We start from the raw sequence: 11,064 nt of genomic DNA on the forward strand, positions 1-11,064 counted from the left end.
CGGGTCGCGAGGATCGCGAGGTGGTCGCGGAGCTCCGGGGGTGACTCCACGGTGAAGTCGAGGCCGAGCATGCCGATCCAGACCGCGACGACCTCGAGGCTGTCGCCGCCGGTGACCAGGACGCTGCGGTCGGGGGCGATCGGCTCGACGGTGCCGACGGCGGGGTTGATGCGGGAGATGACCTCCTCGGCGGAGGCGGCGATCACCAGGCGGGCGTGGACGGCCCAGCCGGTGCGGGCGACCTCGCGTACGACGAACTCGGTGAGATCGCTCTGGCCATTGAGAAGCGGCGGATCAGCCGGACGGAACGGGCGCCCGCCGGGGACCTTGAGGCGCAGCCAGTCGACGCGCAGCGGCTGCCAGGAGTCGGCGCGCGGGTCGCGGGCGACGAGATACCAGCGGCGCTGCCAGGCGACCAGTCGGTAGGGCTCGACCTCGATCGGCTCGCCGCGGTAGTCAGCGCGTACGCCGGTGCGGTCCCGGATCGCGGTGGCCAGTGTCTGCAGGGTGCCGGCGTCGACGTCCGGGTCGGGGACGTTGCTGTCGGTGTTGACCGGGCCGGCCTCCATGGCGTCGACCACTGCGGCCAGCTTGCGGCGCAGGTGGTCGGGGAGCACCTGGTCTAGCTTGGCCAGAGCCCGGGCGCTGGTCTCGGCGACACCGGTGATGCCGGTTGCGGCCCGCAGACCCACGGCGACCGCGACCGCCTCCTCGTCATCGAGGAGCAGTGGCGGCAGCTTGCCACCGGCGCCCAGCCGGTAGCGACCGCCCGGGCCACGCACCGACTCCACCGGATAGCCGAGCTCGCGGAGCTTGGTCATGTCGTTGCGCACGGTGCGCTCGGAGACATCGAGCCGGGTGGCCAGATCGGCACCGGTCCAGCCGGCCGAGGACTGCAGCAGGCCGAGGAGCGCGAGCAGTCGCGCAGAGGTTTCCAGCACGGTTCACAGACTGCGGCAAGAAAGTTGGGCGGGCGAGCGAATTCCGGAATCAGGCTTGCCGGAACCGTTCATAGCGTGGGTCCCACAAGGTCGGAAACCCACCAAGGAGAAGTCATGAACACGCAGGTCAGCAACGGAATCATCGCCGGAATCAGTGCCCAGTCCAGCAGCGAGATCAGCACCGTCACCGTCGAGTTCCCGCAGACCGACCTCGACGACCTCCGTTCCCGCCTGGAGCGCACCCGGTTCGCCCCGAGCGTGCCCGGTGACTCGTGGGACTACGGCACCCCGACGGCCTATCTCGCCGACATGGTCGAGCGTTGGAAGGGCTTCGACTGGCGTGCGGTCGAGGCGCGGATCAACGCGGTGCCGAACCACCTGGCCGAGATCGACGGCCAGGCCATCCACTTCGTCCACGTACCTTCCTCGAACCCGGAGGCCAAGGCCATCCTGCTCGCCCACACCTACCCGGGCTCGTTCCTGGAGCTCCTGCCGATGGTCGAGTCTCTGACCGACGAGTTCCACCTGGTGATCCCGGAGATGCCCGGTTTCGGGCTCTCGACGCCGGTGGTCGAGGCCGGCTGGACGATGAAGCGGGTGGCCGAGGCGTACGACATCCTGATGCGCCGGCTGGGATATGACTCCTACGGGGTGCACGGCAGCGACGGCGGCGCGATGATCGGCCGCGAGCTGGCGATCCTGAACCCGGAGGGCTTTCTCGGGGCGCACGTCCTGCAGCTCTTCTCGTTCCCCTCGGGCGACCCGAGCGAGTTCGAGGGCTTCGGGCCGAAGGAGTACGCCGCGCTGGAGCACATGCAGTGGTTCCAGTCCGTCGGCGGCTACAACGCCATGAACGGCTCCCGGCCCCAGACGATCGGCGCGGCGCTGGCCGACTCGCCGGTCGGGACGCTGGCGTACAGCGAGCTCTTCGAGTCCTTCGGCAACGGCACCTCGCTGGTCACCCCCGAGCAGGTCATCGAGCAGACGACCTACTACTGGCTCACCAACTCTTACGCCTCGGCGGCGCGCTACCACTACGAGGAGGGGCACGCCGAGCGCGAGCCCGAGGTCTCCCAAGGCCGGCTCGGGGTCGCCGTCTTCAAGGACGACTTCCAGACGATCAGGTCGCTCGCGGAGCGGGACAACGCCAACATCCAGCACTGGTCGGAGTTCCCCGAGGGCGGCCACTTCGCCGCCCTGGAGCGCCCCGACGACATCGCCGCCGACCTGAAGGCCTTCTTCGCCTGACGGCTCTGACGGCTCGAACGGGCTCGAACGGGCTCGAACAAGGTCCAACAAGGTCGAAGATCGCAGTCACCAGGTGACTGCGATCTTCGACCTTGTTCAGGTGGTCGCCGTGGTGGCGGTCGTCGCGACCATCACGGTGGTCATCACCGCCATGACCTCTTCGATGGCGTCCTTGACGCCCTTGGCCGCCCAGTCACCCCGGGCGATCTCCTTCGCGCGCTTCTTCACGGCCCCGGCGCCGACGCCGCGGGTGTCGACCACCTTGTGGGCGAGGTCGATGGAGGACAGGAGGGCGATCAGGGGCCCGGTCCGAGCATCCGGCGTGGCCCCCTGGACGAGGACGGAGACCAGCTGGCCGCGTACGGCGTTCTCGTGGGTCGAGTCGGCCGCCGGCCAGGTGGTGCGCGGGAAGATGCCAAGGATCCTGTCGTCGCGGCGCCTGAGGATGTTGCGGTCGCACAGCCGCGCCGCCAGAGCCTCGTGCAGGCCCTTGCCGAGATTGGTGACCGCGTTCTTGGCCGACATCGGCTTGACGGCCAAGGAGTCGTACGCAGCGGCCAGGATCGGTTCGTCCGGGCGTCGCCCCGGGACGGCCATCGCCTTGGCCGGGGTGAACCCGGACTTGGGCATCACCTCGACCGAGCCCGCCATGGCGAGCTCGGTCAGGATGGCACCGCCCAGCGCCTGCTGCACCCAGGACGAGGCGAGCGTGCCCTTCTCGTCGTCGAGCACGAGCAGCAGCAGGTCTTCGGCTATGAGCATGCTTCGACGGTACGCGGACGCACTCGTCGTGGCCTCCTACGAAAGGAGGAGATTCGATCGGACCTTGGTCTATCCGACCATCAGGCAGGCTGCCCGTCGCCGACGTCGAACATCCAGCTGACGCCGAACTTGTCGTCGAACTGGCCGAAGTGGTCACCCCACGGCGCCTGCTCGAACGGCATCCCGGTCGTCCCGCCCTCGGAGAGCTTGGCGAAGTACTCGGCGAACCGAGGCTGATCGGCGAGGTCGGAGCTGGTCATGGCGACGGTGACCCCGGCGGACGGCGCGACGTGGTCCATCCCGGGAGGCGTGTCCGAGGCCATCAGGACCAGTCCGTCGTCGAGGGTGAGCGAGCCGTGCATGACCAGCGTCTTCGTGTCCTCGGTCAGCGGACCCATCGCGTCGCCCATGTCGCCGAACGTCGTCGTCTCGACGGTGCCGCCGAGCACCGACCGGTAGAACTCGAGCGCCTCAGCGGCCTCGGTCTTGAAGCTGATGTAGGGGTTGAGCGTTGCCATCCGGATCGTCTCCTTTGATCGATTTCCGACCCCGTTCGCTCACAGTAGGCGCGCCAGAAGATGCTGAGAAGGTCAATTCGCGTCGGTTTGCCCATCTACCCATATTTAGTTCGGCGGGGCCCCTCACGGGTGGGTGATCTCGACGCCCAGCCATCCGGCAAGGGCGTCGATCTCAGCCTCGACGGCGTCGCCGATCTCGGCGGTCCAGCCGAAGTCCTCATGGACGGCGAAGACGTTCAGCAGCCCCTTCTTGTGGTCGACCTTCGCGTCGAGCTTCCCCACCAGCCGTTCGCCGTGCAGGATCGGGAGGGCGAAGTAGCCCCAGCGTCGCTTCGCGGCCGGCTTGTACATCTCCAGGACATACTCGAACCCGAACAGGTCCAGCGCCCGGTCGCGGTCGTAGACGAGGCGGTCGAAGGGCGAGAGGAAAGCCGTACGCGGCGCGAACCCGTCCTCGAGAGCGGCCAGCGCCTCGGCATCGACCCGCCATTCACCGTCCACGCCGGCCACGGTGCACGCGACGCCGGCGCTTCCGCCGCCGAGCACCTCGCCGCCGGAGGTGTCCTTCCGTCCCGGGCGGGCGATCCCGAGGGAGGCCAGGCGGCGGTCGGTCTCGACGGTCGACGCCTCCTCGATGGAAGGAAGCCGCAGGTCAGCAGGGTAGACGCGCTCGGGCAGGTCCCACGTGCGCAGCTTGCCTCGGCGGCCCGCGATCGCGACGTCGCCCATCCGGTTGAGCAGCTCGATCATCCGGAGGACGGATCTGTCGTTGGTCCAGCCGCTCGAGGCCCAGGGCACCTCGGAGGTGTCCTCGATCTCGCCGGCCACGAGCGGGCCGTCGGCTCGCAGGCGGTCCAGGATCTGCGTACGAAACCGGTTGTTGGCCTTCACCCAGTCGACGGCGGAGTGATGGATCCGGCCGGGAGAGAGGGCGAGGACCGTCTCGATCTCGTCCATCGGGAAGATGAAGCTGGAGAACTCCACCAGGGATCGCTCCTGCTCGAGGGCGAAGGTGAGGTCCGAGTGGTCGTACGCATCACCCAACCGCGACCACGCCACCAGATCCGCGCTCGGCGCGATCGCCTTGGTCGGGTCGATCTGCATCAGCGTCAGCTGGTCGACCGTCTGCACGAGCGAGGACGGGCGGTGGGCGTCGAGGAGCTGGGCGCGCACCGCGATCCGTCGTGCCTGCTCGCGGGTGAGAGTGGTGGTCACATCAGCACCCTAGGGAGGGTTCCGGACGTTTTCCGGTCGAGTCGGCTCGTTCTGACGCGAAAAGCAGCCGAGTCGGCTCGTCATGACGAGCCGGCTCGGCGTGGATCTTGGTCACGATGAGCCGACTCGACCGGTTGGGGTCAGAGGCGTGCCAGAGCTGCACGGAGCGGGTCCAGGCCCAGGGATCCCAGGTCGAGCGCGGAGCGGTGGAAGGCCTTGAGGTCGAAGGCGTCCCCGGCGCGGGCGCGGGCGTCCTCGCGGGCCTGGAGCCAGATCCGCTCGCCGACCTTGTAGGACGGTGCCTGGCCGGGCCAGCCGAGGTAGCGGGCGACCTCGAAGTCGAGGAAGGCGTCCTCCATGAGGCAGTGCTGACCGATGAACTCGCGGCCGAGCTCGGGCGTCCACCGCTCCCCGGGGTGGAACCCGAACGGGTTGTCGTCCCGCGGGATGGCGAGCTCGAGGTGCATCCCGATGTCGATGATCACCCGGGCGGCCCGGAACGACTGCCCGTCGAGCATGCCGAGGCGATCGCCGGGGTCGGAGAGGTAGCCGAGGTCGTCCATCAGCCGCTCGGCGTAGAGCGCCCAGCCCTCACCGTGTCCCGAGACCCAGCACATCAGCCGCTGCCAGCGGTTGAGCACCTCGGCCCGGTAGGCGGTCTGCGCGACCTGGAGATGATGACCGGGAACGCCCTCGTGGTAGACCGTGGTCAGCTCGCGCCAGGTGCTGAACCGGGTGACCGAGTCGGGCACCGACCACCACATCCGGCCGGGACGGGAGAAGTCCTCCGACGGGCCGGTGTAGTAGATCCCACCGTCGGAGGTCGGCGCGATCATGCACTCGATCCGCCGGATCGGCTCGGGGATGTCGAAGTGCGTGTCGCTCAGGTCCGCGACGGCCCGGTCCGCGGTGGTCTGCATCCACTCCTGGAGCGCGCCGGGCGAGTCGAGCGTGCGCTCGGGGTCCTTGTCGAGGTGGGCCGCCGCCTCCACGACGCTGGCACCCGGCAGGATCCGGTCGGCGGTGACGTCCATGTCGTCGGAGAGCCGCTCGAGCTCCTCCCAGCCCCAGGCGTACGTCTCCTCCAGGTCGATCTCGGCACCCAGGTAGCGGCGCGAGGCCAGCTGGTAGTGGTCGCGCCCGACGGCCTCCTTCGGCGACCCGGACGGCACCAGCTCGGCTCCCATGAACCGGCCGAACTCCGCGAACGCGTCGTTCGCCTTGGCGGCCGAGGCCTCGAGCTCGGCGCGAAGCGAGGCGGGTACGTCCTCGGGCGCCCGCGAGACCAGACCCGCGAAGAAGCCCGTGGCCCCGCTCTGCCCGGTCCAGCCCACGATCTGGTCGACGACCGCGGCGTACTGCGGGGCGGCCGAGACCCGTCCCGCAGCGGCCTCCTCACGGAGCGTCGCGGTGTAGCCGGCGACCGCGCCCGGCATTCCGGCCAGCCGTGCGCCGATCGCCGCCCAGTCGTCCTCGGTGTCGGTCGGCATCAGGTCGAAGACCTCGCGCAGGCCGTGGATGCCGCTCTCGATGACGGAGACGAACTTCCGGTCGAGCTGCGCGTCGGCGAACTCGATGTCGAGCCCGACCCGCTCCAGGAACGCCTCCTTGGCCACCTGCTCGCGCTCGTCGACCGCCTCGATCGCGGCCACATCGGCGTAGGCCGTCCGGTTGAGATCCTCCAGCGCCGCCATCCCGTCGGGGGAGAGGTCGGGCAGGTCCGCGTCGTGGCCCGCGACCCCCACGTACGTCGCGGTCAGCGGGTCGAGGGCGCACAGCTCCTCGACGTAGCGATCGGTGCGGGCGTCAACGTCGCGGCGGTGTCCTGAGCCAGTCGGAGGGGTCACCCGGACAACCATAGATATGGGGCGTGCCGGGACAGCTCAATTCCGGCCGACACGCAACGAACACGCCAGACTTGGCGTAGGAGGTGTGTGAACGTGCCAGAGGAGGTGTCCGTGGATGCCGAGGAGGAGCCGGCCGAGACGGCCGGCGGCAGAAGGCCGGGCGAAGGTGCGGACTTCAGCTCCTGGGTGGCGTCGCGAGGTCCCGCGCTGCAGCGGTTCGCCTACCTCGTCACCGGCAACAACTCCGACGCTCCCGACCTGGTGCAGGACGCGCTCATCCGCGCCATGCCGCGGTGGGACTCGCTGGCGGAGTCCGGGACGGCGGAGGCGTACGTGAAGAGGAGCATCGTCAACGGGTCGATCAGCGGGTGGCGCAAGCGGCGCCGGCTGGTGCTGGTCGAGGATGTCGAGCCGATGGCCACCAGCCATACGCCCGGCCCCGAGACGCACGACGCGGACGAGGCCTGGGCGCTGGTGCAGACGCTGCCGGTGAACCAACGGGCCGCCGTCGTGCTCCGTTTCTACGAGGACCTGTCCTTCGCGCAGATTGCGACGGTGCTCGACTGCGCGGAGGCGACCGCCCGCTCACATGTGCACCGGGCGCTGGCGAAGCTGAGGCAGCGTTTGAACGATCAGGGACTGAACGAGGGGGTTGAAGATGAGTGACTTCGAGCGCGAGGAGCGGGCCTTCCGGGCCGCGCTGGCCCGCGAGGCCGACGGTTTCGAGCCGCGGGAGCTCGCGATCCCCGAGTCCTCCGGACAAGTCGAGACGGCTGTGATGGCCGAGTCGGTCGAGGCGACCAAGGAGAAGCCGGTACGCCGGCGGGGCACCTGGATCCTGGCCGCGGCCGCCGCGGTGGTGGCCGTCGTCGGTCTGGGCGGTGTGGTGGCCAACCTCCAGGGCGGAGGCAGCGGCGAGGACAGCACCGCCGCGGGCGACACCTCCGGCGCCGAGGCCCGTTCCGGGGACGCGCCCAAGGCGCTCGGCGAGTCGGCCGAGGCGCCCGAGGGCACCTACGCCGAGGATGACCGGTCCGGTCTGCCCGCGCCGGCAGCCGGGAAGCGCTGGGCGGTCCGCTACGACGTCGCCGCCCAGGTCCCCAAGGACTGGGCCGACGCCGCGTCGCCCGCGCTGCCGGAGTGCATCGCCGAGCCCGGCGACCAGTGGGACACCGTGCCGCGCACGCCGTACGTCGCGAACGTGATCAACCGGCCGGTGGCGTCCATCGCCTGCAACAACACCGAGGACCGGGACTTCCCCAAGCAGTTCGGCAAGGTGCCGTTCTCGCTGTGGCAGCCCTACCTCGAGGTCGAGAAGAAGGCCGAGGCCAAGGGCAAGGAGACCGGCTCGTGGGAGCACGAGGGCTGGCTGCTGACCCGGGTCCTCGCCAAGAACGAGTACCTCGTCTCGATCCTCACCGGGCCCGGTGACGACAAGGTCAACCAGGAGATCAAGGGCACTTTGACGACCGTCGCGAAGGACCCCTACGGCTGCGAGACCGCGTCGCCGCTGGCAGAGGGTGACCCGGTGCGGCCGAAGTCCAAGCCCTCGAGCCCACCGTTGGAGGGGGACGCTCCGGAGTCGGTCGCGATCTGCCAGTACGAGCCGTCCTCGGCCTCGATCACCGGCTCGCGAGAGATCACCGGCGCGGGTGCCGCCGGTCTGGTGGAGGCGATCAACCTCGCCCCGGGCCGCTCCGGTCCGAACACCCCGGCGAACTGCATGGCCGGGCAGCCGGTCGACTCGTACGTCATCCTCCGGATCTTCCGCGACGGAGGTGAGCCCGGTGACGTCTACGTGAGCTATGAGAACTGCGACGACCACGGGTTCTACGACGGGATCAGCGTGCACGAGCTGACCACGGTGGCCTGCCGCCCGGTGTTCGCCGAGGAGCCGGTCACGATCTACTCGGCTCAGGGCGACGTCGCCCGGGTCTGCCTGAGGTGATCTCCGCCTCCGCCCCCGGCTCGGGGTGGGCGGAGGCGGAGATCGTCAGCAGCCGGGTCGTGCGCCAGGCGGCGTAGAGGAAGAGCAGCACGAGCAGGCCGTTGCGCCAGGCCAGCACCTCGGTGATCCACGGCGAGCCGATGTCGTTGTAGGTGAGCATGTAGCCGTACATCCGCGGGAAGATCTCGTGGGTCAGCAACGTGGCCACGACCAGCACGAGCGACCAGACCCCGAGCCTCCTGCGGGCGCGCCCTTGGAGCAGGACCATCCCGGCCGCGGCGGCGGGTAGCAGCCAGAGCATGTATTGCGGGCTGAGCACCTTGTTGGTCACCAGGAACGCGGCGACCGTGGCGAGCACCAGCCAGACGATCGTCTCCTCGGTCGCGTCGCCGTTCCGCCTGCTCTGCTGCATGCCCAGCCGCCGCCAGGCGAGCACCCACCAGACGATGACGAGCGCCGCCGCGACCACCGACGCGATGGTCGCCGCGAGGAGCAGTGCCCCGACCGTCGGCCCGGAGATGTCGTACGCCTTCCACTCGGTGTAGTCGACGACGTAGCCCGCCGAGCCGTGCCCCCACGCGACCATCGCCGGGGTCGCGAAGACCGACTCGATCTGCAGGCCGCGCTCGCTCTGGTAGGTCAGCGGCGTCATCAGCCGGTCCCAGCCACCGAGGACGAGGCTGAGGCCGGCCAGGGCGGTGCCGGTGATCGCGACGGTGAGGATGACACGCTTCCGGGCGCGGCGGGACGCGGCGAGGGCCGGGATCACCAGGATCGGCCAGTATTTCGCGCCGGTGGCGAAGGCTGCGAACGCCGCCGCCACCTTCGGCTTCCTGACCGCGTAGAGCACCGCCAGACCCACCATGATCCCGGGGAACAGGTCGAAACGGGCGTACGCCGTCGCCCCCAGCGCCGGGATGGCGGCCAGCCACAGCGCCTCGGCGCCGGAGACCCCGAGCCTGGGGTGCTCGGCGCGTCGGTTCCGGACGATCAGCGCCATGAAGAGCAGATCGGTCAGGGCGGCCATCGCCAGCACGGCCACCACGAAGGCGTCCCCGCTCAGGCCCAGCAGGTTGATCGCTGCGTACGGGATCCAGAGCAGCAGCAGCGCGGGGACCGGATATTCGACCAGCGTGCCCGCGACCCCCTCTGTGGCAAGGGCGTCGAGACTCTCGCGGTAGTAGTTGACGTCGCCCACCACTCCCCACTCGGCTCCGGACCAGTCGAACCAGCCCTCGGCCGCGCTCGGGAACCCGTAGAGCACCACCACCCATCCCCTTGTCACCAGCCAAGCCAGGGTGACCAGGAGATATCGCCGAGAGAAGGTGATCACCCGGCAATCTTTACATGCAGTATCTATTGCGGGACGGCGGAGCCTCCGAGCGTGAGCACGGTGTACGCCGCTTCGGCGAGGCGACTCTCCGGGGTCCCGCCAGGCGCATACCGCAGATAGTCGTAGGTAGGCCCGTCATAACGGATCTGCCCGTGGCTCATCACGGTCACGTGGCTGGCATCTTCGGCGAGGTCGGCGACGTCGTGGGTCGACATCAGCACTTTGACGCCGCGGTCAGCGATCCTGGTGAGGATGTCGCGGAACGTACGCCGCTGTGTCGGATCCATCCCAGCGGTCGGCTCGTCCAGGAGCAGGACGCTGCTGCGGTGAATAGTCGCGGATGCGACGCCGAGTCGCCGCAGCTGCCCGCCGGAGAGTGTCTTCGTCCTGTGATCGGCTTGGTCGACCAAGTTCACCGTGGCGAGTGCGTCGAGGGACGCATCCCATGCCTCCGAGCGTTTCATGCCCTTGAGCCACCCCGTGTAGGAGACCTGCTCGCGAGCGGTCAGCCCGGTCATGGCAGTGACGGTCTGCGGCATCCACGAGACGTGCCGCCGGAAGTCGCGGGCCTTGGAGGAGATGCCGTCGACACCGACCTGCCCTCGTCGCGGGTAGGTGACCGAGGCACCAAGCCGCAACAGGGTCGACTTCCCGGCGCCGTTCGGTCCCAACAGAATCGTGAGTCCATCGGGAAGCTCGTAGCCGAACCCGGCGAGCACGTCCTTGCCCCACGGCCGGTATCGGTAGCTGATGTTGTCGAAGCAGAGAGTCATGGGAGTTTCCTTGCGGTGAGGTAGGTCAGAAGTACGCCGAGGGTGATCGCGACGATGGCGGCGATCGTCGCGTGCGGGACGTCGATCGGAAGGCCGGTGACTGCCCATGAGAAGTATTCGGACGGTGCGCGGCGGCCGACCAGAATCACCACGAGCACCCAGCCGGTGGCCACGACGATGCCGCCCCGTGCGGTGAAGGATCTCGCGGTCAGCATCAGGCCGGTCAGGAACACGGCATTGCGGGCGAGGACCAGTGTCTCGTCGGCGTGAGTGAGGACGTACGCCACTGCGGTGACTGCGAGGGTCACGGCGAGCGCGGTGGTGATCAGAAGCGTGTCCAAGATCGGGACGGGACGGATCGAGGTGAGCTCAGCCTCGGGCAGCCGGGAATCGAGACAGAGCGCGAGGGTCGCGGCGAGGATGAGCGGCGCGAACGTCAAGACTGGGACTGTCTGGTGGCTGACGGTCCATGAGACCAA

The 11,064-nt window shown here is 69.2% G+C and carries 11 protein-coding genes; 3 read left to right on the forward strand and 8 right to left on the reverse strand.

The window, feature by feature from the left end:
* Positions 1 to 941: helix-turn-helix transcriptional regulator (locus tag ACRDPS_RS10630; protein WP_431501603.1), on the reverse strand; the 941-nt coding region annotated here is incomplete at its 3' end.
* 114 nt (positions 942 to 1,055) lie between these two features.
* On the opposite strand from ACRDPS_RS10630, the gene ACRDPS_RS10635 reads away from it, so the two are divergent.
* A complete protein-coding gene (locus tag ACRDPS_RS10635) occupies positions 1,056 to 2,189 on the forward strand; it encodes an epoxide hydrolase family protein (protein WP_431501604.1) in 1,134 nt (377 codons plus the stop codon).
* 96 nt (positions 2,190 to 2,285) lie between these two features.
* On the opposite strand, the gene ACRDPS_RS10640 is transcribed toward ACRDPS_RS10635, so the two are convergent.
* The 4 genes from ACRDPS_RS10640 to ACRDPS_RS10655 all read right to left on the reverse strand — a co-directional run bounded on the left by ACRDPS_RS10640 (position 2,286) and on the right by ACRDPS_RS10655 (position 6,531).
* On the reverse strand, positions 2,286 to 2,951 hold the full coding sequence (locus ACRDPS_RS10640) for a GOLPH3/VPS74 family protein (protein ID WP_431501605.1): 666 nt from the start codon (positions 2,949 to 2,951) through the stop codon (positions 2,286 to 2,288).
* Between the two features lie 80 nt (positions 2,952 to 3,031).
* A complete protein-coding gene (locus ACRDPS_RS10645; protein WP_431501606.1) occupies positions 3,032 to 3,469 on the reverse strand; it encodes a VOC family protein in 438 nt (145 codons plus the stop codon).
* Positions 3,470 to 3,592: 123 nt separating this feature from the next.
* Positions 3,593 to 4,684, reverse strand: coding sequence for a DNA glycosylase AlkZ-like family protein (locus ACRDPS_RS10650; protein ID WP_431501607.1), 1,092 nt, complete (start codon positions 4,682 to 4,684; stop codon positions 3,593 to 3,595).
* Positions 4,685 to 4,824: 140 nt separating this feature from the next.
* The gene (locus tag ACRDPS_RS10655) at positions 4,825 to 6,531 is read right to left on the reverse strand and encodes a DUF885 domain-containing protein (RefSeq protein ID WP_431501608.1); all 1,707 of its coding nucleotides are present in this window, start codon (positions 6,529 to 6,531) and stop codon (positions 4,825 to 4,827) included.
* 93 nt (positions 6,532 to 6,624) lie between these two features.
* Here ACRDPS_RS10655 and ACRDPS_RS10660 point away from each other — a divergent pair, with 93 nt between their 5' ends.
* Complete coding sequence (locus tag ACRDPS_RS10660; protein WP_431501609.1) at positions 6,625 to 7,197, forward strand: SigE family RNA polymerase sigma factor; 573 nt, start codon at positions 6,625 to 6,627, stop codon at positions 7,195 to 7,197.
* The gene (locus ACRDPS_RS10665) at positions 7,190 to 8,479 is read left to right on the forward strand and encodes a hypothetical protein (protein WP_431501610.1); all 1,290 of its coding nucleotides are present in this window, start codon (positions 7,190 to 7,192) and stop codon (positions 8,477 to 8,479) included. The genes ACRDPS_RS10660 and ACRDPS_RS10665 overlap by 8 nt, the downstream gene beginning before the upstream one ends.
* On the opposite strand, the gene ACRDPS_RS10670 is transcribed toward ACRDPS_RS10665, so the two are convergent.
* From ACRDPS_RS10670 to ACRDPS_RS10680, 3 genes are all read right to left on the reverse strand, one after another.
* Positions 8,430 to 9,812, reverse strand: coding sequence for a glycosyltransferase 87 family protein (locus tag ACRDPS_RS10670; RefSeq protein WP_431501611.1), 1,383 nt, complete (start codon positions 9,810 to 9,812; stop codon positions 8,430 to 8,432). The genes ACRDPS_RS10665 and ACRDPS_RS10670 overlap by 50 nt on opposite strands.
* Before the next feature lie 23 nt (positions 9,813 to 9,835).
* Positions 9,836 to 10,585 (reverse strand): ABC transporter ATP-binding protein, encoded by a 750-nt coding sequence (locus tag ACRDPS_RS10675; RefSeq protein ID WP_431501612.1) that lies wholly within the window; start codon positions 10,583 to 10,585, stop codon positions 9,836 to 9,838.
* Positions 10,582 to 11,064: hypothetical protein (locus tag ACRDPS_RS10680; RefSeq protein ID WP_431501613.1), on the reverse strand; the 483-nt coding region annotated here is incomplete at its 5' end. The genes ACRDPS_RS10680 and ACRDPS_RS10675, both read right to left, overlap by 4 nt.

Origin of the sequence: Nocardioides sp. (assembly GCF_050699375.1) — a bacterium.
Classification (GTDB): domain Bacteria; phylum Actinomycetota; class Actinomycetes; order Propionibacteriales; family Nocardioidaceae; genus Nocardioides.

What these genes read in the sequence shown, in the direction of transcription:
- ACRDPS_RS10675 (WP_431501612.1), bottom strand. Translation starts at nt 10,585, where the DNA reads ATGACTCTCTGCTTCGACAACATCAGCTACCGATACCGGCCGTGGGGC.
- ACRDPS_RS10645 (WP_431501606.1), bottom strand. Translation starts at nt 3,469, where the DNA reads ATGGCAACGCTCAACCCCTACATCAGCTTCAAGACCGAGGCCGCTGAG.
- ACRDPS_RS10635 (WP_431501604.1), top strand. Translation starts at nt 1,056, where the DNA reads ATGAACACGCAGGTCAGCAACGGAATCATCGCCGGAATCAGTGCCCAG.
- ACRDPS_RS10665 (WP_431501610.1), top strand. Translation starts at nt 7,190, where the DNA reads ATGAGTGACTTCGAGCGCGAGGAGCGGGCCTTCCGGGCCGCGCTGGCC.
- ACRDPS_RS10640 (WP_431501605.1), bottom strand. Translation starts at nt 2,951, where the DNA reads ATGCTCATAGCCGAAGACCTGCTGCTGCTCGTGCTCGACGACGAGAAG.